Here is a 22,331-nt window from a genome sequence, read left to right on the forward strand (position 1 = left end):
GGTAACACTTGCTGGAGGTCCGAACCAACACCCGTTGAAAAGGGTCTGGATGACGTGTGGCTAGGGGTGAAAGGCCAATCAAATCTGGAGATAGCTGGTTCTCCGCGAAAGCTATTTAGGTAGCGCCTCGGACGAATACCTGCGGGGGTAGAGCACTGCATGGGTGATGGGGGCCCACAGCCTTACTGAGCCTAAGCAAACTCCGAATACCGCAGAGTACTATCCGGGAGACACACGGCGGGTGCTAACGTCCGTCGTGAAGAGGGAAACAACCCTGACCTACAGCTAAGGCCCCTAATTCGTGGCTAAGTGGGAAAGCATGTGGGACGGCCAAAACAACCAGGAGGTTGGCTTAGAAGCAGCCATCCTTTAAAGATAGCGTAACAGCTCACTGGTCTAGATAAGCTGTCCTGCGGCGAAGATGTAACGGGGCTCAAGCCACGAGCCGAAGCTTAGGATGTGGAGCAATCCACGTGGTAGCGGAGCGTTCTGTGATATAGCTCGATGCCTCTCTTGCAGTTTTAGGACTGCATTGGAGGCAGTGAGCTTTCTGTGAAGCCAGGCCGTGAGGCAACTGGTGGAGAGATCAGAAGCGAGAATGTTGACATGAGTAGCGACAAACAGGGTGAGAGACCCTGTCGCCGAAAGTCCAAGGGTTCCTGCTTAAAGCTAATCTGAGCAGGGTAAGCCGGCCCCTAAGGCGAGGCCGAAAGGCGTAGTCGATGGGAACACGGTTAATATTCCGTGGCCAGGAGGAAGTGACGGATCTCAAAGGTAGTTTGCCCTTATCGGATTGGGTGGGCTGCTCAGAGGTCCCTGGAAATAGCCCTCCATCAGACCGTACCCTAAACCGACACAGGTGGACTGGTAGAGAATACCAAGGCGCTTGAGAGAACCACGTTAAAGGAACTCGGCAAAATGCCTCCGTAAGTTCGCGAGAAGGAGGCCCCGTCTGTACGCAAGTGCGGGCGGGGGGCACAAACTAGGGGGTGGCGACTGTTTACTTAAAACACAGGGCTCTGCGAAGCCGTAAGGCGACGTATAGGGTCTGACGCCTGCCCGGTGCTGGAAGGTTAAAAGGAGGGGTGCAAGCTCTGAATTGAAGCCCCAGTAAACGGCGGCCGTAACTATAACGGTCCTAAGGTAGCGAAATTCCTTGTCGGGTAAGTTCCGACCTGCACGAATGGCGTAACGATCTCCCCGCTGTCTCTAACGTGGACTCAGCGAAATTGAACTGTGTGTCAAGATGCACACTTCCCGCGGTTAGACGGAAAGACCCCATGCACCTTTACTCCAGCTTTGCACTGGCATCAGGATTGTGATGTGCAGGATAGGTGGTAGGCATCGAAGCGGGGACGCCAGTCCTCGTGGAGCCTCCCTTGAGATACCACCCTTCGCACTCTTGATGTCTAACCGCGGTCCGTTATCCGGATCCGGGACCCTGCATGGTGGGGAGTTTGACTGGGGCGGTCGCCTCCCAAACAGTAACGGAGGCGCGCGAAGGTAGGCTCAGACCGGTCGGAAATCGGTCGTTGAGTGCAATGGCAGAAGCCTGCCTGACTGCAAGTCTGACAAGACGAGCAGAGACGAAAGTCGGTCATAGTGATCCGGTGGTCCCAAGTGGGAGGGCCATCGCTCAACGGATAAAAGGTACGCTGGGGATAACAGGCTGATGATGCCCAAGAGTCCATATCGACGGCATCGTTTGGCACCTCGATGTCGGCTCATCTCATCCTGGGGCTGGAGCAGGTCCCAAGGGTATGGCTGTTCGCCATTTAAAGAGGTACGTGAGCTGGGTTTAGAACGTCGTGAGACAGTTCGGTCCCTATCTGCCGTGGGTGTAGGAGATTTGAGAAGAGTTGCCCCTAGTACGAGAGGACCGGGGTGAACGAACCACTGGTGGACCAGTTATCGTGCCAACGGTAGTGCTGGGTAGCTATGTTCGGACAGGATAACCGCTGAAGGCATCTAAGCGGGAAGCCCCCTTCAAAACAAGATCTCCCTTGAGAGCCGTGGAAGACCACCACGTCGATAGGCCGGAGGTGTAAGTGCAGCAATGCATTCAGCTGACCGGTACTAATTGCTCGATAGGCTTGATTTGATCCAGAAACAGCAAGGCTAACATAAGCCCCGAAACGGATCGTCAAAAGCAACACGAAATGACTTGGAACAATCAACATGATGTAAGCTGCGGTGAAAAAACAGGCCAAATCCTTACGGATAAACGCCAACGCCGCAGCCTGTTTCTTCCTCGGTTTGGTGGTCATAGCACGAGCAAAACACCCGGTCCCATCCCGAACCCGGCCGTTAAGTGCCGTCGCGCCAATGGTACTCCGTCTCAAGACGTGGGAGAGTAGGTCACCGCCAAACCTAGAAAGAAACAGATCTCTCTAAACCATGACATACCCCCCGATCGCAAACAAAAAGCCCTCGGGAACGGACGCGGGGTGGAGCAGCCCGGTAGCTCGTCAGGCTCATAACCTGAAGGCCGCAGGTTCAAATCCTGCCCCCGCAACCAGTAAGACCCTACACAAGCCACCGTCCGCGGTGGCTTTCGCACGTGTAGCCTCCATTGCGAAATCCAACAGTGACGCCAGGGCGCCATAAAGCGTGACCTGAGCTGGTTCGCGTCTTGTGCCTGGTGCGACCACGATCCGCTGCACGAGGCTCCGGACGATGTCCATTGCCTGGGGACGAGTTGCTTCGTCCACGAGCAGCTGGCTCATCTCTGTCACCTTGCGGCGGTAGAGCTCGCCGAGGTGTGGGTGGATCTCGAGGACAGGTGTGCTGGATTGCCCTGGCTCAGCTGGCGCTCTAGGGTAAGCGCTGTGCCGACCCCACCTTCCTGCTGAATCCGTAAGCTGCGATGCGCCCTCGTGTGGAGATTTGCACGGGAGGTGTCAGTGGGAGTCCATCGGGAGCGCAGTATGGAGGCCGTCGGCTTTGTGGAGCTGCTGGCAGCACCGGCAGCCAAGCGGCGGTGGTCTGACGAGGCGAAGGGCCGGATGGTGGCGGAGACGCTGGTGCCTGGTGTCACGGTGAATGAGGTGGCGGGTCGGCATGGGGTGAAGGCCAACCACCTGTCTTCGTGGCGGACGCTTGCGCGGCAGGGCAAGCTGGTCGTGCCAGAGGTAACGGGAGCCGAGTTCGCCGCGCCGGTGGCGACGGCGCAGGCAGTGGACACGCCTGTTTCAACTGCGTCGATTGATCTGTTGATCGGCCCTGTGACGATACGGCTGGATGTTGCCACACCTGCGGCACGGCTCGCGGAACTGATCATGGCATTGCGGGCTTTCCCGTGATCTTCCCGTCGAACCGGGTGCGGATCATGGTGGCGACGAAGCCCATCGACTTCCGCAAGGGCCACGACAGCCTGGCCGCGATGGTGAAGAATGAGCTGCGCAAGGACCCGTTCACCGGGACAGTCTTCGTGTTCCGCGCGAAGAAGGCGGACCGGTTGAAGCTCTTGTATTGGGACGGCACCGGTCTGGTGATGGCCTACAAGCGGCTGGAAGAACACAGCTTCACCTGGCCCGCCGTTAAGGACGGGGTCATGATGCTGAACCATGCGCAGTTCGAGGCGCTGTTTGCGGGGCTCGATTGGCGGCGCGTTCGGGCCGTCGCGGCGAAGGCTCCCAAAGCCGTGGAATGACCGGTTCTGCCCTGCGGCAGGATGACTCATCGTGCTCTTTCCGGAGGCATAGCCCATGGTGGTTTGGTAAACATCAGCCATGCCAGAGACCGCTGATCTGCTTGAAGAAATTGCTGCGCTGAAGGCGATGCTGATTGCCGCGGACGCACGTGACAAGCGCAAGGACGAGCGCATCGCACGGCTAGAAAAGCTGGTCGCGGCCTTCAAGCAGGCGGTCTTCGGCCGTAAATCGGAAAAGGGCGATCCGGACCAGTTCGAACTGGCGCTGGAAGATCTGGAAACGGCCATGGCCGTGATCCATGCCGAAGAGGATGCCGCGGATCGGGCCGCCAAGCGCCCCGCCAAACCGCGTGCCGCCAATCGTGGATTGCTGCCAAAGCACCTGCCGCGCATCGAGGAGATCATCGAGCCGGACAGCCTGACCTGCGCTTGCGGTGGCTGCCTGCATTGCATCGGCGAGGATGTGTCGGAACGGCTCGACATCGTGCCCGCCCAGTTCCGTGTCATCGTCACCCGCCGACCCAAATATGCCTGCCGGTCCTGCACCGATGGCGTGGTTCAGGCGGCTGCCCCCGCGCGGCTGATCCCGGGCGGCATGCCGACCGAAGCCACGGTCGCCCATGTGCTGGTCAGCAAGTATGCCGACCACCTGCCGCTTTACCGGCAGGCCCAGATCTACAGCCGCCAAGGCGTCGATCTCGACCGCTCCACCCTTGCCGATTGGGTGGGTCGCGCCGCCTTCGAACTCCGCCCCGTCCATGACGCGCTGATGGCGGACCTGAAGCGGTCAACCAAGCTCTTCATGGACGAGACCCGCGCCCCGGTTCTCGATCCGGGGGCCAGAAAGACCAAGACCGGATACTTCTGGGCCTTGGCCCGCGATGACAGGCCGTGGGGCGGCACGTCACCACCGGGCGTGGTCTTCACCTTTGCCCCAGGTCGGGGCGGGCAACATGCTGAGCGGATATTGAAGGGTTTTGGGGGTATTCTCCAAGTCGACGGCTATGCCGGATACAACCGCTTGATCGCAGCGGACCGGATCGGTCCGGGCATTCAGCTCGCATATTGCTGGGCGCACGCACGCCGCAAGTTGATCGAGATCACCCGCAGCGGACCCGCGCCGATTGCCGAGGACGGCGTGGCTCTCATCCGCGAGCTTTATGCCATAGAGGCCGAGATCCGCGGCACTGCCCCCGCGACCCGGCTGGCCATCCGGCAGGACCGCTCCGCCCCGATCCTCGCCCGCCTCGACGACTGGCTGGCCTACCACCGCGCCCGCGCCTCCGCAAAGTCGCCCTTGGGCGAAGCACTTGCCTACATCGCCAAATACCGCGACGGCCTTGGCCGCTTCCTGACTGATGGCCGCGTCGAGATCGACAACAACACCGTCGAACGCACCATTCGCCCCATCGCCCTGAACCGAAAGAACGCCCTCTTTGCTGGCCACGACGCCGGGGCTGAGAACTGGGCCGTCATCGCCTCGCTCATCGAAACCTGCAAGATGAACGCGATCGACCCACACGTCTGGCTCGCAAACACGCTTACCGCCATCGTCAAAGGCCACAAACAAAGCCAGATCGGCGACCTGCTCCCATGGAATTACGCCGTCATGGTGTGATCGGCACAGCGCTTACGCTCTAGGTCGCGCTTACGGGCTTCTAGCTCCTTGAGCTTATGGCGGATGCTGCCAGGATCGCCATCGCCTTCGAGGATGAAGGCCAAGGCCCGCTCAATGCTGCGGGTGACCTTCTCCAACTCCTTTTGCAGGATAACGCTGTTGTCCTTCCTGCTGCGGCGAAGGCGGTCTACCTCTGCCCGGAAGCTGGCCGCGAACTCTGCGATTAGATCCTCGCGCCCGAACAGGATGTCCTTCAGGGCGGTCAGGATGCACTCCTCCAGTTCAGCAACACTGATACTCACCCGGCAGTTACAGGTTCCCCGCTCACGGCGCGCCGAGCAGGAGTAGCGCTCACGATTGACGATGGTCATCGCTCCCCCGCAGCCTGCGCAGCGCACGAGGCCGGAGAGAAGACGCTTTTTGGTTTGGCGCTTGTTGCCGGCTTGCGAGCTGTAGCGACCTCTCAGGGTTTGGGCAGCCTGCCACGTGGCTTCGTCTATGATCTGCAGGGCAGGGACCTCCTTGGTCACCCAGAGGTGTTCTGGGTTGACCCTGGACTGCCGTTTGCCACTGTCAGGATCTTTTACGAAGCGCTGCCGGTTGTAGGTGATGCGCCCAAGGTAAAGTTCGTTGTTGAGGATGCCGTTCTTGCGTTGCCGGCTGCCGTTGATGGTGGAGGCATTCCAGAGACCACCGCGGGGGCTGGGAATGCCCTGACGGTTGAGACTGGCCGCGATGGCACGGGGAGGCTGACCGGATGCATAGTCCGCGAAAATCTGGCGCACCACTGCCGCCTCGTCTGGATGGATCTCTCTCTCGCCGCGGATCAGGTTGCCGTCCTCGGCAATGCGCCGGATCATCCGGTAGCCATAGCTATTGCCGCCAGGAATGCGTCCGACTTCGACGCGTCCACGCTGGCCGCGTCGGGTCTTCTCAGCCAGATCCTTCAAGAAGAGCGCGTTCATCGTGCCCTTCAAGCCGACATGCAACTCGTTGATCTCGCCTTCCGTCAAGGTGATCAGTTTTACGTCTGCATGGTTCAACCGCTTGAAAATCGCTGCCACATCTTCCTGATCACGGCTGATCCGATCGAGCGCCTCGGCAATGACCACATCGAAGTCCCGTGCCCGTGCTGCTTCCATCAGGGCCAGCATACCCGGCCGCGTGCGTAGGTTGCTGGCACTGATCGCATAGTCGCTGAACACCTCGACAACGTCATGGCCCAGGGCTGTCGCCCGCTCGCGGCAAAGGCGGACCTGATCGTCGATCGAGGCAGCCGACTGAAGATCGGAGGAATATCGAGCCTAGATGGCAGCGCGGGTCATTTGTTTATCTTGCCTTTGGATGGAGGAAGGATTTTGCGGGCTTGCGCCACTGAGGACCTGAGGCGGCGGCCGGCCACGATCTGGTTGGCCTCGATGTAGTGCCGTTCGGCCGCGCGAGGATCGACGTGACCGAGGAGTGGCGAGACGATCCCGATATGCTCCGGGTCCTCAAGCGCGACAAAGGTTGCTGCGCAATCGCGAAAAAGATGGAGGTTGATCGATCGGCCAAAAGCAACCTCAGTGGTCACTGTCACCGCCTCGTGGATGGTTCGCCCGGACATCGGCGTGCCGCGTTCTGACACCCACAAGCGCGCGTGGCTCGGGCCTTTGAGGAGGCGGGGCCTTACAACGGAGATGTATTGGTCGAGGGGGGCCGTCAACTCTCGGGAGAGGGGCGCGGAGAAGAGATGGCCTGTCTTGGTCTCGTTGGGAGCAAATCGGAGAACATAGCCTGTGCTCAGTCGGACGAGGTGTCTGTCGATCTCGATCATGGTAAGGTTCGCCAAACGCACCGGGCAGCAAGACAGCAGTCCGATGATGAGCGCGTTGCGGTATGCACGGTCACCCACGTGCTGAACAGCACGATGCTGAGCATTCTCTATGTGGCGCAACGCCCAATCGAGCATTATGTGGGAGGGCTGAAGCCGCGGCGCCTTCTTGCGCCGATCGACCGTCTGGCGCTCGTAGTAGCGAACGATACGTCGCAGCCATCCGAAGTCTTCCTTCGGTGCCATGGCCTCGATCAAACATAGGAGCCCTGCCATACGGCCCCAGATGGTCCAGCTGGACATGTCTTGTTCAACCAGTTGCGCGAGATAAGCCGCAACGCGCTCGGGTGTGACGCGCTTCCACGGTGCCTCTTGATTGTTAGCCAATAGACCCTGACCGATGACGAACGTCAGCCAACGGCCATAGCTTTGCCGATAGTTGATCTGCGTCGTGGGCTTCCAAAAAGCGCCCGGTCCGACCGTTCCGTCGAGAATGTCACCTTCCACAAAAAGGCTGTCCCATGCGGTTCTGTCTGCCGCTGGCCAAAGGGCCAGCGGCAGGCAACGGCGTAAGAGATCGCCATAGAGTATCTTCTTATCAGCCATGTTGCCTCCTCGGTGCCGGCAATCTGATCCGGGCGGTCGTGACGGAGGCTTGGAAGTGCCGCATGGCATTTTGCTGTTCGAATTGCGCATAGGACTTCATCGTGGTCGGTAGGCTGTCACCGATTACATGGCTCAGCGTCGCGAAATCTCCGGGGTTGGAAAGCATGTGAACCTTGCCGGCGATGCTGCGGAAGAGATGCGCATGAATGGTCAGCCCAGTGTACTCTTGGATCGTGTTCTTGATCAGCGCCGAGAGCGAAATGGTCCATCTGGCGCCACCATTCCGCGCCGGAAACAGAAAGTCGGACGGTGCGCTCAGCAGGGTAGGGCGATAATCCCGCATGTAGAGGTCAAAGAGGGCAAGCGTCTCACCCCTAAGCTCGTAGGACAGGGCGCGGCCGTTCTTCACATCCTCGCCCGGGATACTCAGAATGATGCAGGGCATTCGCGTTACTTCTGCCCGGCGGACATGGTGCTCGAGATGGAGACCGGCAAGATTACCGATCCGCATCGGGGCATGTAGCAAGATATCGATCGCAAGCGCCGCCTGGACGAGAAGTGCGCGGCGATGTACGCGCGGATCATTGCGCGCAGCGCGTGCCACAAGCCGAGCCGGAAGATGCAGTAAGAGCGCCAGATTGGCCTCGTCTTCCAGTTGCTCCAGACGTTCCTGGTTCTTGGTCCGAGTTCCATCGATCCGGGCCGCGATGCGGCTGCACATCGTTGAAATCTCTTTCTGGTGCTGTTCGTCGACTTTGAGACCGTGACGCGCGATTGCCAGCACACAAACTGCAAGCTTGTGGGTGGACCCGGTTGGTTTGTCATCGAAGCGGCTCATGTAATAGCGCAGGCCCGCCTTCAGCTTCTCGATGTCGGCAAGGCAGCCCAGATTTTGCATGTCCTCGATAGGGGTACCACTACGTACGATGGCGGAGGCAATTTGCTGAATGTTTGCGTGTTTCGCGTGATGGCGGGCACTGATTTCAGATGATGGCGGGCACCCGTTTCGCGCGATGACGGGCAGCTATTTCACGCGATCGCGGGCAGCGATTTCGCGTCATCGCGGGCAGGCCTGGTCGGCAAAGAGAGGATAGAGCTGCGCTCCTTGAAGAGAGGGGGGCAGGATGCCGACGGGACGACTGAACATGCGGCGGATACGCGATGTTTTACGATTGAAGTTTGGCCAGGGCCTGAGCGAGCGGCAGGTTGCCGCCTCTCTGGGGCTGAGCAAGACAAGCGTTGGAACTTACCTGCACCGGGCGCGGCAGGCGGGTCTGACCTGGCCTTTGCCACAGGGTCTCGACGATGACGGGCTGGAGCTTTTGCTGTTTCCCGCAGCGCCAACCGTGCCCGCCCCCGAGCGGCCGTTTCCGGATTGGATCAGCATCGACCGAGAGCTGCGCCGTCCCGGGGTGACCCGGATGCTGCTGTGGGAAGAATACCGTGCGGCCCATCCGGCAGGCTTTGGCTACACATGGTTCTGCACCCATTTCGACGCCTGGAAAGGGCGGGTTCGCCCGACGATGCGGCAGACCCATGTTGGCGGCGAGAAGGTCTTCGTCGACTTTGCCGGCGACACGATCGACGTCATAGACCCGGCAAGCGGTGAAGTGCAGCCCATGAAGCTGTTCGTCGCCGCGATGGGCGCATCGAACTACACCTATGCCGAAGCGGTCGCCTCGGAGGGCCTTGAAGACTGGATCGGTGCCCATGTGAGGCTGTTCACCTTCTTGGGTGGCGTGCCCAAGGTGGTCGTGCCCGACAACCTGAAGTCGGCCGTGCTGAAGCCGGACCGCTACGATCCCGGACTGAACCGGACCTATGCCGAGATGGCGGAGCATTATGGCACGGCGATCCTGCCAGCCCGGCCTCGCAAGCCCCGCGACAAGGCAAAAGTCGAGGTTGCGGTGCAGGTGGCGCAACGCTGGATCCTGGCGCGGCTGCGCAACCGGCGCTTCTTCTCTCTGGCGGAGCTGAATGCCGCGATCCGGCAGTTGTTGGATGAGTTGAACATGCGGGTCATGCGCGGCTACGGCGCCAGCCGGGCCGATCTCTTCGCGACGCTCGATCGGCCGCATCTCCAGCCGTTGCCGCAGGCCGCTTATACCTTCGCGCGATGGAAACGCGCCCGAGTGGCGTTGGACTATCATGTCGAGGTGGACAGTTCCTGGTATTCCGTGCCCTTCGGCCTGATCCGGGAAGAGGTGGATGTTCGCATCAGTGGCGACATCGTGGAGATCTTCCATAAAGGTCAGAGGGTTGCCAGCCACCTCCGCTGCCCCGGACGCCGCAGCCATGTGACGCTGCCCGATCATATGCCCTCGGCCCATCGGCGGCACGCCGAATGGACCCCGGCCCGGATGCTGGCGCAGGCCGCCAAGCTGGGACCGTCGGTCACCGCCTTTTGCGAGGCGGTCATGACCGCCAGGCCACATCCCGAGCAGGGCTTTCGAACCTGTCTCGGGGTTCTGGCCCTGGCCAAAAGCTACGACGCCACGCGCCTGGATGCCGCCTGTCGGCGCGGCCTGACCATCCAGACCCGATCTGTCGCCTCGATCAGGTCGATCCTGAAGAACGGGCTCGACCGGGCCTTCCTTGAGGACCGACCCGAAGACCGCCCCCTGCACCACGCCAATATCCGTGGGCAGGGTTATTACCACTGAGAAGGAGAAGACTGATGTTGACCCACCCCACTTCCGAGCGCCTCACCGCGCTCGGCCTGGCCGGAATGGCACGCGCGCTGGATGAGCAGCGCCGTGCCGGCCCCACCTATGAAGCACTCGGCTTCGAGGAGCGTCTCGGCCTTCTGGTCGATCGCGAGGCCGCCGAGCGCGACACCAAACGCCTGACCGCCCGCCTGAAGTTCGCGGCCCTCCGGCAGACCGCCAGCGTCGAGGATCTCGACCTGCGCACACCGCGTGGCCTCGACCGCGCCGTCATGGCGCATCTGATCGACGGGGGGTGGACCCTTCGGCATGAGAACCTGCTGATCACCGGCCAGACCGGCCTCGGCAAAAGTTGGATCGCCTGTGCCCTCGGTCACAAAGCCTGCCGTGACGGACGCAGCGTCGTCTACCACCGCGTCCCGCGCCTCTTCGAGGCCCTCGCCCTGGCCAGAGGAGACGGGCGTCACGCCCGCATGCTCAAAGCCATCGCCAAACTGGACGTGCTGATCCTCGATGACTGGGGTCTGGCCATCCTCGCCCCATCGGAGCGACGCGATCTGCTGGAAATCCTCGAAGATCGCCACGGCCGTGGTTCTACCATCGTCACGAGCCAACTCCCGGTTGAGCACTGGCATGAAGCCATTGGAGATCCCACCCTGGCTGACGCCATCCTGGACCGCCTCGTCCACAACGCTCATCGCCTTCAGCTCTCAGGCGAAAGCATGCGCCGAAAAGTCACGAAACCCCTTGACCTCGGCCATCAGGCCTGACTCCATGAAGCCGTCGATCAGCCTGCCCGCGACCGCGAAATGGCTGCCCGCGATGCCGTGAAACAAGCGCCCGCGATCGCGCGAAATCACTGCCCCAATCGCGCGAAATCCGCAGAATGTTGAATCGCTGGTATTTGAGAGAGGCTGGGCGCAACGGTTTAGATGGACCCTCCCCACTCAGCAGATCCGGTTTGGCAATGCGTTCCATCCAACGCGCCACTTCCGATTGAAAGCTCGCTGGGAATGCTTCGATCGGGAAAGTCCAAGGTTCTCTCTTTCTCGGAAACTTGAGAGTGACCTGCGGCCAGCCAGACTGCGCCTCGCGTAGCCGGTTCCAGACCACTACGATTGCGCCGACCGTGACGGCAGGATTGTCGGTGAAGGTCTCTTCGGTCAAAGCGATCAGGAGGCCTTTGACATGGTCGTTTTGCACGCCCTCGGGCGGCACACCGCGGGCACTGCAGTACTGTGCGAACTGCGTCAGCTTCCAGACATCATGCTGGTCAGGCACCTGCGCCAGAAGATCGGCCCACTCCTGTGAAGGTGGGTTGAGCCAATCCGATCTGGACCGGGACGCGCCGCAAAGTTCCAGTGCCTTCAAGACGCCCGAGCGGATGTTCTTGAGCCGCTTCGCCGACAGCCCGACCTGGGCTGGGTGGATCCGCCGCAGCCGCACATGAACCCAGGCAACATTTGCGGGCACCGCGCTAGGGGCCTGTCCAACCAGACGACAAAGGGTCTGGACTGCGGACTTCATGTCGCGCCGCTGAACCGGCGTAACAGCAACGGCATCGAGGCCCTGCAGGATGGCATCCATCATCATGATGTCAGTCCGAACGAAGGGGCTGGTCTACAGGTATACTTCGGGTGAACTGTGCATCGGGTTGGCTCCACATTGGACAACGTTTGCATCGGGTGGACAGGGGTAGTCAGGACGACTGATTCGGGACACCGTAACACAACAATCCGGCTCGGATTGCAGCGCACCGTTGTCCCGATCTGTCGACAAACCATTGTCATCATTGAACATTTTCGCCATCGGCTGGTCATTCTTCCAGACGGTCGCGCACAAAGCGCGCGAGGTCTTGAGGCCTAATCCGCCACTGGAATCCGAGCTTCGCCGCCGGCAAATCGCCCCTAGAAATCCAGCGCCGGATCGTCTTCGTGGACACGCGTACGTACTCCGCCGCGTCAGGGATCGTCATGAGCCGTTCAAGGCTCGTCGGGGAACTGTCGGGGTGTTTGGGCATTGGGCGCTCCTGGCTGATCCGTCAGGCAAGAGGCGACAAACTCGCGTGCCGCTTGCACCGCAAGCAGGCGGACCAACGCGCGCAGGTCACCCTGCGCGGCGCTCGTCTCGATATGCTGCTTGGGGGATGCCCTGCGCACTTGTCACGTCCTCTGCTGACCTGCAGTGAACATGACTGTGCAGTGGCTACACGTCGGCTCACCATTGGCCCGCCTAAGGAGAGCCGGATGTGAGCCCGTCATAGGCCCCTGACGTACCTCTTGAAGGCGCTGAAAGAGGGGGCTGACCTATTGGTCTTGGCTTCGTAGGCTTTGCTGACTTTGTCGATAATGGCGTTTGCGGACAGTTCCGGGTCGCGGGCTCTTTGTTCGAGAAAAAGATCCTGAAATTTTTGCCGGTCGTACTTTGAACGACCATCAACTCCGCTCGGCCGACGCCACAGACGTTCTACGTCAGCGCGGAGAACAAGAAAGTCGGTCCAAGGGCGCAAGCGTTTGCCCGTCCCATCTGAAACGTAAGGACCCGCGTCAACGTCTGGCCCTGTAGGCTGAGGCCCAAAGCGAAGTCATTCCAAGCGAAAGCGATCGTTTTGGAAGAATAAATGTCCAACATTCTTCCGCAGCGGACGCCACGTGTCCGCTCCGTCAAAGTCGGTAGTTGCGCCAAAATAACCTAACCCGTCAGGCGCGCTCGAAGCCATGCGGCTGGCTGGGTCGCTAGGGTCAGGACTTCGGTAACAGGGTAGCCCCAGTCAAGCTGTTTTGTGTATGCGAGGTTGGCCGCAGGGGCGCGGTTTTGAACATCTTTTCTTGTTGGGCCTTCTTGCAGTCGCTGCCGCCTTCGTTTGAGATCAACCTGGGTGCATGCTTCGGTCCGTGGTCAGCGCGGTGGCTGCCAACATGATGCTGGTTCAATGCAATTCCGATGTGCCCATCTCGTTGGCGTGCTCGATCTGGATCGGCAACAGTCCTGACCACAGCATCATGGGAACCGCGTCCCTGGGGGACCTCGAAGGCCTGCGTTTAGGCAGGCAACGGTTTGGAACTAAAGCTGTCAGGCCGCATAGGGCACTGCTATGTCGGACTGGAAGTCGGTCTCATCAACCCACATACGGTGAAGGATTACCCCGATGCGCCGTGCCAGGGCGACCATGGCGCGTTTTGTGCCACGGCGCCGGGCAACCTGTGCGGCCCATGTTCTCAGCCAGGTCGAGCGGCCACGGTGCATCATGACCGTCGCAGCTTGGCACAGGGCGCGTCGAAGGTTGACGTCGCCCGCCTTGGTGATGCCGCCTGAGACGTCGCGCTCGCCAGATTGGTTTCGCGACGGGGTGAGGCCGACCCACGGTCCTACTTCTTTTGGAGACGTGAACCGGGCGGGATCATCGACAGCAGACCGGAAGGTAAGTGCAACGACTGCGCCGATGCCGGGCATGGACATCAACCGGTGGCACACTGGATCATTCTGAGCCAAGTGGCGAACACGGCGATCCAGTCCCGCCAGTTCTTGCCGCAAACATGCCCGCGCCCGGAGCATCGGTTTGGCCTGCTGCCGGTTTCGTGGACACGAAGATAAGATCGTGACCAAGGAACCGGAGAGTGGATCTGACGAGACGGAAGTTCAGACGTGAGTTCAAGATAGAGGCCGTAAGGCTTGTGACGGACCGGGGTGTGGCGGTGGCGCAGGCCGCGCGTGACCTCGACTTGGCGGAGAGCGTGCAGCGCCGCTGGATGCGGGAGTTGACCGCGACCCCGGCCACAGCGTTTCCCGGGAACGGGCAGGTGCGGGCCGATTTGGCCGAGATTGCAGCGCTGATGAAAGAGGTCGCGCGTCTTCGTGCGGAGCGTGACATCCTGAAGAAAGCAGCTTTTTTCGCGCGCGAGGCGACATGAGGTTCGCCTTCATCGCCAAGCATCATCATATCTGGCCGGTCAGCTTGCTGTGCGACGTGCTGGATGTGTCGCGCTCGGGCTTCCATGCCTGGCTCAATCGTCTGACCAGCAGCCGCGAGATCCATGACGCCAAGCTCGTCACGGCGATCGAGACGAGGTTCAAGGCCAGCGAGCGGAAAGGCCGACGCTTTGCTTCATCATTCTGATCAGGGATCGCAATACACAAGCGAGCAGTTTCAGCGGCTTCTGGCCGATCGAGCCATCGTGGTGCCATCGGTTCAAGCCCGATGGCGAGGGGCATCACCTGCTCGATGAGCCGGGCAGGCAATGTGTGGGATCGAGCCATGGTCGCGCCACCGGTCCGAGAGGCCATGGCGAGGTCGGCGATGGAAAGCTTCTTTTCCTGGCTGAAGACCGAACGCACAGCCCGCAAAGTCTACCGAGCTCGCGACGAAGCCCTTGCCGATGTCTTCGATTACATCGAGCGCATCTACAACCCCCGCAGACGGCATTCGAAACTGGGCTATCTCAGCCCCATGGAGTTTGAGGCCCGCGCTATGCTAGTTTAACCTGATGTCCACGAGACCGGCCGCAGCTCAGTTCAAACCTATCCCAGCAAAAATTTTCAAAAAAGCGAGGCGCCCTTGCGTGGTAGTTGTCATCTTTACAAAGCTCAGGTGCAGACCTAAAAATTCGCTTTCAGGGTGACGTAAAGCGGCTGAAGAATAAGAAGGAGCTCACGATGCCGAACATCTTTCAACATTTACTTAGAGCGGATGACCGATCCGCCTGGCTACGCACATACTATCAACGCAAGATGGGGAAATTAACCGATCGAAAATTTAGCGCTGTCGAGGTAGAATCCTTTGTCGAGAGGGCGTTCGATGTAGAGGCAGAAAAGGATTTTCCATATCGGTTGCGCAAATGGTTTGACTTATTCTTGTTACTTGACACAAACAGTTACGTCGACCGCAAGATATTTCAACAAGAAGGCTGGGAAGGTCGTCAGCTTGACATCATTAAAAGTGCTTGTCACCATTTCAAGAAAAACGGAGGCTTTACATTTTTAGATGTGGGCGCCTATTGGGGTCTTTATGCTATGAAATCAGTCCAATGGGGAGCTGATGCCACCATTGCCATGGAACCTGACCCGCAAAATCACAAGCATCTTTTAACACATTTGATGATTAATAATCTTTTAGACAAAGTTGAGACGTATCACCTTGCTGCGTCAAGCGAGGCTTGCACCCTAAATTTTCTTGCCAGCGAAGCCATTTCCTGTGGCAACCGTGGTGGCGCGCAAGTTGTCAGCGATGTGAACGACCAGTTGGTGTCGGTAAAGGGCGTCAAGATTGATGATGTTGCTCCGTTCAATGGACGAAACATTATCGTGAAATTGGATGTTGAGGGCCATGAGCTACACGCCCTGCGTGGCATGCAACGCTTGTGCGACGAGAATGTCATCTTTGCACAAATTGAAATTTGGGAAAAAAACCAGCAATCTGTGTGTGAATATGCGGAGTCGATAGGCCTTCGATTGCTTCACTCGATAGCGGATGATTTCTTTTTCTCAAATAGCGCCGATCTTGAGTGGCTGGACAATGCGCTGAGTAGCCAGGGCGGCGTCCGTAATTGAGAGCGGATTGAAGCAGAGGCATCCCTTTAGGTTCAGGATCCGCTAATCTTAGGCAGTCTGCGTGATGCCGCCTACGCAAGGAGACTGAACCGCTCTGGCCTCATCCAGTAGGGCGACCTGACTCAGGCTGACGGTCATGCCGAACGCCGCGCCGCGCTGGACATGATCCATAGCAACTCCCGCGGATCGACCGGCGTCTGGCGACGGGCGCGGACAAGGTTTACTACGCCGCGAGGTTCGTCGCCGACTTGCGCAAGACCTGTGTAACTACGCATGTCACGCAGAAATCACGCTATGAAGCGATCAATGCCCGCATGATTCGACACAAAGGCTATGCCCTCTGGATCAAGCACCGCATGCGGATTGAAGGGGCCTTTGGTTCGGCAAAAACCATCTGCAGCATGGCGCAAACCGTCTATCGCGGCGTCGAGCGCATGCGATCCCGCTTCGTCCTGGCGATGGCCGCCAACAAACTCGCCCGACTGCCCCGGTTGCTGGCTGCATGACACCAAGAACACGTTTTTCTGAGAGTGCATGCCCTTCGCCCAAACCAGCCGAAGGGTCAGGGCCGTCGCTATTCCACAGGGAAAGCGTTCCAGCTCGCTGACTATTTCAGCAACCTGCTAAACAAAGCCGAAGAAACAAAGCAAAAAACCTCTTGGCAGTCGATCGCGAATTGGATAACGGCATTAGCCATGGAAGACTCTGAAATTTCCACAATTGAATCTCAGCGAGGAGAATAAGAAAAATGGCCGGCAGCAATCCATCAGCTCCTTTCCATCGAGTACGAGGTTTGCGAGGTTTGAGGGAGCGAATGCTCCGTTCGGCTGCAAAACGGCTAGGATTACAGAAATTCATTGATGAATATGATCGTCGTGGCGACCGTCTCCGACAACTGGAAAATTTGAGTGGCGATCTTGTGGATACCATTTTTCAAAACAGCCTTTTGCGATTGTCTTCTTATCCAACGTCTACAAGCTACACACTAAAGGTCGATGAAGCGCCCTATGCTTTCAATCCCTCGCTGGTCAGTGTCGCGGATGGCTTTTTGTCTTTTGTTCGCGATACGAACGCGGTTGTGGTTTCAGATGGGCAAAGTGGCTTTTATTTGAATTATCCGCATAGAACAGAGAACTATATTCTCGAATTGCGTGGCGACCTATCGATCAAGGGGTGCCGAAAGTTAAAACTTGAATCTGACCAATATTCGTTGATCGAGGCCGCAAACGGCCTTGAGGATATGCGTCTTTTTTCTTGTGGCGGAAAACTTTATGGTATCGGTGCAGGCATCAGGGACGCTGGGTGGAAGCCAAGCGAGCAGCGAGAAATTACGCAAATCTTGTTAACGCTGGATGCCCTTGGAAATGTTCTGAACCAGAATGTCCTCAATTCTCCACTCGGCTACGATGTCGAAAAGAATTGGATGCCCTTCGAGCATAATTCGGAATTACATATCATTTACTCTGTCGATCCACTGACCATATTGAAGGTTCAGGGCAACCAATTAATCCAGCTTGGCAGCCAGCCATCCTTAAGCAAAATCATACATGAGGATATGAAATATAGAGGTTCAACAAATGGTATTCCTTTCCGCGGTGGCTACTTGTTTGTTATCCACAATAGACGTAGATATGGAGAAAAGCACGCTTACATCCATTACTTTATGTTCTTGGACCGCGATCTGAATTTGATCCAGATATCGGAGCCTTTTTTGTTCGATCGGCCCGGAATAGAGTTTGCCATAAACCTGGTGGAGAGCGGCGATAGCGTTCTGATTTCATACGGCATAGCAGATAGGCAATCCCGTGTTATCAGCGTGGATGCTAACCGTGTAGCGGATTTGATAGGAATTAGTTAACCGCATGAATTCCCCATGTGAAAACCCGATATCCTGAGTTCTGCCATACGAATAATCGCCCCTTGCGCAAAGTTGGGAATCAGTTTCGCCCGCTGTCGGGTGCTGAATTGTATCCCAAATCCGTTGGCAAGGGGCGACACTCCGGCTTTCAGATGCCAGCCACTTCATCGCGTTGATCGGAACTGAATTCGCTATAGAACAGTCCGGCAAATCGGGTCTTAGTTTTCAGAAGATCCGAAAGAGGCCCTTGCTCAACCAGACGTCCACGTTCGATGAAAGCGATCTCATCCGCCGCAAGGACCGTTGAAAGGCGATGCGCGATGATGATTGTCGTCCGACCTATTGTGGCCTTCGCGATCGCTTCTCTCACGAGAAATTCTGACTGGTTATCAAGTGCGCTCGTTGCTTCGTCCAGGAGAAGGATCGGCGCATCCTTTATGATCGCGCGCGCGAGCGACAACCGTTGCCGTTGCCCGCCGGAGAGGAAAATGCCGTTCTCCCCAACCGGAGTGTCATAGCTTTGGGGCAAATTGATAATAAATTCGTGCGCTTGGGCGGCTTTTGCGGCCGTCTCCACTTCTGCATCGGTCGCATCACGCTTTCCCATGCGGATATTTTCGCGAACCGAGGCGGAGAACAGGAATGTGTTTTGACCGACATAGGCGGTGCGCGCTTGAAGCGACTGGCGTGTGACTGCGCGAAGATCGATGTCGTCGATTTCTACACTGCCGGACTTCGGGTCATACATCCGCAGCACAAGGCTCATTATCGTCGACTTTCCTCCCCCGGATGGACCTACGAGAGCGGTCATCTTTCCGGCCGGGAAGACAAGGCTGAGATCGTCCAGAATATTGTGCACGCCATCGTAACTGAAGCTTATGCGCCGGAGAGCGACCTCACCCACCACGGAAGGTAAAGGTGTTGCGTCAGCGGAATCCAGCATCGCGTCCGGCTTGTCCAGGATATCAAACATCATACGCACGCCAACGAAAGCGCCTTCGAGCGACACGCGCATCCGAGAGAGCCGTTTTGCCGGTTCGTATGCCATAAGCAATGCCGTGATGAATGCCATTAGCTCGCCCGGCGACGCTTGCGTGCCTAGGCTAGCGCTGCTGCCGCTCACCAATACGATTGTGGCAATTGCGATGCCCGCCAGCGTGTCCATCATCGGCGCTGTCGCGCTCTCGAGCCGGACGATTGCATTGGAGCGGTACTCAACGTCGCGAACAGCGCGGTCCATTCGCGCCTCAAGAAGCGGCTCGAGACCAAAAGACCGAACAACACGAAGGCCGGCTGAGGTTTCCTGGATAACTTTCAGGATTTCGGTTAATGATACCAGCTCCGCCTGCATGATCCGGCGCACTCGCCCGAGCACGGACCGCACCCCGAGCAATGCTAGGGGACCGATAACGAGGAACACTGCGGAGAGTGTTGCTTGCTGCCAGATCATGACAGCAATCAGCCCGCAAAGCGTCAATGCATCCCGTACAAAAGAGGTAACGATGATGTCGATCACGGTGCGAGCTGCTTGTGCACCCTGGGTGACGCGCACAAGAATATCGGACGACTCGGTTGCATCGAACCAGGCCGCTTCTTGCTGAAGCAGCTTACGATAGAGCCGCCGTTGAATCGTCGAGACAATTCGATTTCCGGCTTTGGTTAGCGCCACTTGCTGGATATAGCCAGCAATCCCTTTGCTCATGAAGATGGTGACGACGATCGCAGCGACTGCCGCAGCAGGCAGGGCGTCCGGCTCGTCCGATAGCACATCGAAGATCGCCTTCATAATCCATGCAGTTGCCGATGTGGTGGCTGCCACAACAATCATCGCGGCGACAGCGACCCCGTAAATGAACTTCTGCGCAAAAAAAATCTCACGCATAACTCTTAGTATAACTGACGTAATCGTAGTATCGTTATTCATATCATGCAGTCTCTGGCATCACCCACTACCGCCCGGGAGGGAGATTCACAGCCGAATCTAGAACGGCAGTGAAAAATGAGCGACGAAAGTGGTGTGAATATCTCGGTAAGTGCAGCGCAAAATGTTGCCACTTTTGCCCTTTCTGGTAGAGACGACTTGCCGCGGCGTCAGCGAAAATTGTGGAATTTTTCATGATTAAAGATTATTGCGTCATTAATCTTCGGTAAATCTGGACAAGCGCTTCGGCCTCTTTTTGGATGTCAAAATTTATCTGCACATGTGCACGTGCAGACAACGCAAATTCAGCTCGCTGTTTGTGATCCAATAACAAGACCTCGACTGCATCAGTGATTTTCGAAGCAGATCCAGGCGCAACGATAAAACCTGTTTCTCCATGAACAATCTGGCTTCTGAAGGTGCCGACATCAGCTGCAACCACGGGCACTCCGCAAGCCATAGCTTCTATTGGGGTGAGGCCAAATCCCTCCCAGCGCTGTGGCGCGACATAGAGATCAAGCGCGCGATACATGTCAGCTATTGCGGCGAACGGCACGCGTTCTCTAAAAAAAATGCGATCTTCTAACCCTGCAGTCCGAACCCGTTGCTCAAGTGCATGCAGGAATGCTTTATTACTGCCAATCGCCTGGCCAAGGACGACCGCATTAAGATCAGCATGACGTCTGCAAAGATTAATTGCGGTTGATATAAAGAGGTCTGTACCTTTGTTTGAGCGAATGCGGCCGAAGCAGCCGATCAATTTTCCACCAATTGGCAGTCCTAAAGCGGACCGAACAGCTCTTTTGTCATCAGTTGGAGAAAACTCCACAGTATCAATACCATGACTGATGATATGCGGTTGGCATTTAAGATAGCTCGCAGATTTATCTGATGTAGCCAATACGGCATCCATGCGGCTGATCAACCAGCGCGTATATTGTGAATGATTGCGCTGCGAGGCAGAGGTAAAGATAAGCTTCAGTCGCTTTCTCAAAAGAATGCGCAGCGCCAATCCAGCAAGCATCTCGCTATTGCGTCGCGCGTGCCAGACGCGCCAGCCATTTGGCCCAAAACGTGACATGGTCAGCAAGGACAAGATTGATATCTGAGGCAAGTTTGCAGGAAGGCCTAGGCCAACTGAAACGATAGGCATTTGCGCTGCCTGTCTTGGGACCAACCGTACAATCGTTGATGTCACGCCCGAAAGTCGACGATTGAAATTTGGCGCAATCACTGAGACGTCTTTTATATGTGGGCGTTGTAACACAATTTATCCATATGCGAGTGATGTTCTCGCCGATAACGCTTGGGGTTGCAGGTGTAGCGGTCGCAAAGGTTTGCAAAGCATCGCACGCAGTCTGCGTGCAAGCTCGCAGCTTTTGGGCGTCACGGATGCTCAAAAGTGCCTGCGCCACTGCACCAGTTGAATTTACGGTAAGCGCGCCCCACAATAACCATGCCGCCGATAAATCATAATAAAGACCTACCAAAATCAGGCTCTGCGCAACAAAGCCTTCATAGATGCGGTCATCCGCCCGAAATCTTTCTCGGCTTGCCCACCGATCTGCCAGATGCCATAGGTCATTCGAAAATACTCAATCACCATCAAATCAGCTGCAATCCGACCTTGGCCCAGCTCTTCAAACTTAAGTAGTGCGTTGAGTTCACCCACGCTTGACGCCCTCGGCTGTTTTCCGCTTCCGTTTAGCCAAATCGGTATGCCAATCAATTCAAGATGCCCAGATAACCATGGGTCATCGACGGTCCACATAACGTCTGGAATATCGAAGGCGCAATCGTCAAACCAATCTGGGCGCACTAAGACACCTCCGTAGCCCGAGATTTGGTCGACATACCCGCTATTACGATATGTATGGGGTTTGTGAAGGCCAAGGCTAGCTAAACGTTTCAACCTGTATAGCCAGTTTTTCCGCTCGCGCCGCCCACGAGGTAGACGATTGGCTGGTCGCGCGCCGTCCGCTATATCCGGAAAGGTTTCACCTGCTTCAACAATGCAAGTTCCAGGTTTCAAAGCTGCGCAGTTCTTGAAGCGTTTATGCCAGTTGAAATCATAGATCTTGTCGTCATCGCAGAATAACAGGTCCACGTTACGGCCACGCAGCGCCTTAGCAGCAGGAAGAACTTTTGTCGCAGGGCCAAAGTCTTTGGGGCAACGTGTAATTGTCACTCCCTCCGGGACCTCCGGTACTACCCCGTCCCACTGCGGAAACCGGCGATATTCTAGCGGTATGTAGAGGCGAATCTCATCAAACGGCAATGTCTGACCCAACAGGGAATTTAGCGTCGGCATCAACCCATGGAATCTTGGCGGAATTGCAGTTAGCGTCGCGATTGTGGGTACGTGCATAAAGAACTCAAATTTTCTGATCTCTGCATATGGACTGAATGCAGATTCTGACCATTCCATGAACCCGACAGTAAATTAAAATTAACTTGCTACACAAGAATTAACGGAAGTGACGCGCGCGCAAGAGTAGCATTCAGAAAACTATTCTGGCTTACTCCAGTTGGGTACGACCGCTACACATCATGAACTACTCTTGGGGCGGGCGTTAGTAAATAGTACGAAAGTGAGCAATATCACCCATTCGACAGTAGTCCGACCAGAAAGTATGGTGGTAATGCCCCG

Annotated in this window: 15 protein-coding genes, 1 tRNA gene, 2 rRNA genes and 3 pseudogenes (1 of these 21 running past the window's edge); 12 read left to right on the forward strand and 9 right to left on the reverse strand. The window is 57.3% G+C overall.

From position 1 onward, the window contains the following. The 6 genes from HYN69_RS06265 to tnpC all read left to right on the forward strand — a co-directional run. A 23S ribosomal RNA gene (locus HYN69_RS06265) occupies positions 1-2,101 on the forward strand (it extends 734 nt beyond the left edge of the window). Positions 2,102-2,255: 154 nt separating this feature from the next. After that, positions 2,256-2,370 (forward strand): 5S ribosomal RNA (gene rrf / locus HYN69_RS06270). 71 nt (positions 2,371-2,441) lie between these two features. Continuing rightward, positions 2,442-2,518 (forward strand) — tRNA-Met (locus tag HYN69_RS06275). Positions 2,519-2,927: 409 nt separating this feature from the next. Next, entirely contained in the window at positions 2,928-3,302 is a 375-nt protein-coding gene (locus HYN69_RS06280) for a transposase (RefSeq protein WP_108434425.1), read from the forward strand. Next, positions 3,299-3,652, forward strand: coding sequence for an IS66 family insertion sequence element accessory protein TnpB (gene tnpB, locus HYN69_RS06285; RefSeq protein WP_216824621.1), 354 nt, complete (start codon positions 3,299-3,301; stop codon positions 3,650-3,652). Before HYN69_RS06280 ends, tnpB begins: the two co-directional genes overlap by 4 nt. A 79-nt stretch (positions 3,653-3,731) precedes the next feature. Beyond that, positions 3,732-5,270, forward strand: coding sequence for an IS66 family transposase (tnpC, locus tag HYN69_RS06290; RefSeq protein WP_108434424.1), 1,539 nt, complete (start codon positions 3,732-3,734; stop codon positions 5,268-5,270). Here the strand turns inward: tnpC and HYN69_RS06295 are convergent. The 3 genes from HYN69_RS06295 to HYN69_RS06305 are packed head-to-tail and all read right to left on the reverse strand — an operon-like array spanning position 5,252 to position 8,587. Continuing rightward, positions 5,252-6,538, reverse strand: coding sequence for a recombinase family protein (locus HYN69_RS06295; protein ID WP_230426552.1), 1,287 nt, complete (start codon positions 6,536-6,538; stop codon positions 5,252-5,254). The genes tnpC and HYN69_RS06295 overlap by 19 nt on opposite strands. Positions 6,539-6,591: 53 nt before the next feature. Then, on the reverse strand, positions 6,592-7,689 hold the full coding sequence (locus HYN69_RS06300) for a site-specific integrase (protein ID WP_108434996.1): 1,098 nt from the start codon (positions 7,687-7,689) through the stop codon (positions 6,592-6,594). Beyond that, positions 7,682-8,587 carry a site-specific integrase gene (locus HYN69_RS06305; RefSeq protein WP_108434997.1) on the reverse strand — a complete coding sequence of 302 codons (906 nt, stop codon included), beginning with the start codon at positions 8,585-8,587 and terminating at the stop codon, positions 7,682-7,684. The genes HYN69_RS06300 and HYN69_RS06305 overlap by 8 nt, the downstream gene beginning before the upstream one ends. Before the next feature lie 226 nt (positions 8,588-8,813). Here HYN69_RS06305 and istA point away from each other — a divergent pair, with 226 nt between their 5' ends. Both istA and istB read left to right on the forward strand, forming a co-directional pair. Next, positions 8,814-10,352: an IS21 family transposase gene (istA, locus tag HYN69_RS06310; RefSeq protein ID WP_108434414.1), complete on the forward strand. Its 1,539-nt coding sequence runs from the start codon at positions 8,814-8,816 to the stop codon at positions 10,350-10,352. A 14-nt stretch (positions 10,353-10,366) separates the two neighbouring features. Next, positions 10,367-11,125: an IS21-like element helper ATPase IstB gene (gene istB / locus HYN69_RS06315; RefSeq protein WP_108434714.1), complete on the forward strand. Its 759-nt coding sequence runs from the start codon at positions 10,367-10,369 to the stop codon at positions 11,123-11,125. Here the strand turns inward: istB and HYN69_RS20500 are convergent. From HYN69_RS20500 to HYN69_RS06325, 3 genes and pseudogenes are all read right to left on the reverse strand, one after another. Then, positions 11,091-11,948 (reverse strand): hypothetical protein, encoded by an 858-nt coding sequence (locus HYN69_RS20500; protein ID WP_159082375.1) that lies wholly within the window; start codon positions 11,946-11,948, stop codon positions 11,091-11,093. The genes istB and HYN69_RS20500 overlap by 35 nt on opposite strands. Before the next feature lie 223 nt (positions 11,949-12,171). Then, on the reverse strand, positions 12,172-12,375 hold the full coding sequence (locus HYN69_RS21900) for a helix-turn-helix domain-containing protein (RefSeq protein ID WP_108434998.1): 204 nt from the start codon (positions 12,373-12,375) through the stop codon (positions 12,172-12,174). 1,052 nt (positions 12,376-13,427) lie between these two features. Continuing rightward, positions 13,428-13,916, reverse strand: a pseudogene (locus HYN69_RS06325) (transposase); the annotation flags it as partial. 62 nt (positions 13,917-13,978) lie between these two features. Here HYN69_RS06325 and HYN69_RS06330 point away from each other — a divergent pair. The 4 genes and pseudogenes from HYN69_RS06330 (at position 13,979) to HYN69_RS06345 (ending at position 17,760) form a co-directional block, all read left to right on the forward strand. Next, positions 13,979-14,835: pseudogene (locus HYN69_RS06330) on the forward strand (transposase). 173 nt (positions 14,836-15,008) lie between these two features. Then, the gene (locus HYN69_RS06335) at positions 15,009-15,902 is read left to right on the forward strand and encodes an FkbM family methyltransferase (protein ID WP_108434999.1); all 894 of its coding nucleotides are present in this window, start codon (positions 15,009-15,011) and stop codon (positions 15,900-15,902) included. A 114-nt stretch (positions 15,903-16,016) separates the two neighbouring features. Further along, positions 16,017-16,408: pseudogene (locus HYN69_RS21330) on the forward strand (IS5/IS1182 family transposase); the annotation flags it as partial. Between the two features lie 242 nt (positions 16,409-16,650). Next, positions 16,651-17,760 (forward strand): glycoside hydrolase family protein, encoded by a 1,110-nt coding sequence (locus HYN69_RS06345; RefSeq protein ID WP_159082376.1) that lies wholly within the window; start codon positions 16,651-16,653, stop codon positions 17,758-17,760. 148 nt (positions 17,761-17,908) lie between these two features. On the opposite strand, the gene HYN69_RS06350 is transcribed toward HYN69_RS06345, so the two are convergent. The 3 genes from HYN69_RS06350 to HYN69_RS06360 form a co-directional block, all read right to left on the reverse strand. Next, a complete protein-coding gene (locus tag HYN69_RS06350; protein ID WP_230426508.1) occupies positions 17,909-19,642 on the reverse strand; it encodes an ABC transporter ATP-binding protein in 1,734 nt (577 codons plus the stop codon). A 244-nt stretch (positions 19,643-19,886) separates the two neighbouring features. Then, the gene (locus tag HYN69_RS06355; RefSeq protein WP_230426509.1) at positions 19,887-20,777 is read right to left on the reverse strand and encodes a glycosyltransferase family 4 protein; all 891 of its coding nucleotides are present in this window, start codon (positions 20,775-20,777) and stop codon (positions 19,887-19,889) included. 396 nt (positions 20,778-21,173) lie between these two features. After that, the gene (locus HYN69_RS06360; protein ID WP_216824662.1) at positions 21,174-22,109 is read right to left on the reverse strand and encodes a glycosyltransferase family 2 protein; all 936 of its coding nucleotides are present in this window, start codon (positions 22,107-22,109) and stop codon (positions 21,174-21,176) included. Between the last annotated feature and the right edge of the window lie 222 nt (positions 22,110-22,331).

It is taken from the genome of Gemmobacter aquarius, assembly GCF_003060865.1.
GTDB lineage: Bacteria > Pseudomonadota > Alphaproteobacteria > Rhodobacterales > Rhodobacteraceae > Paragemmobacter > Paragemmobacter aquarius.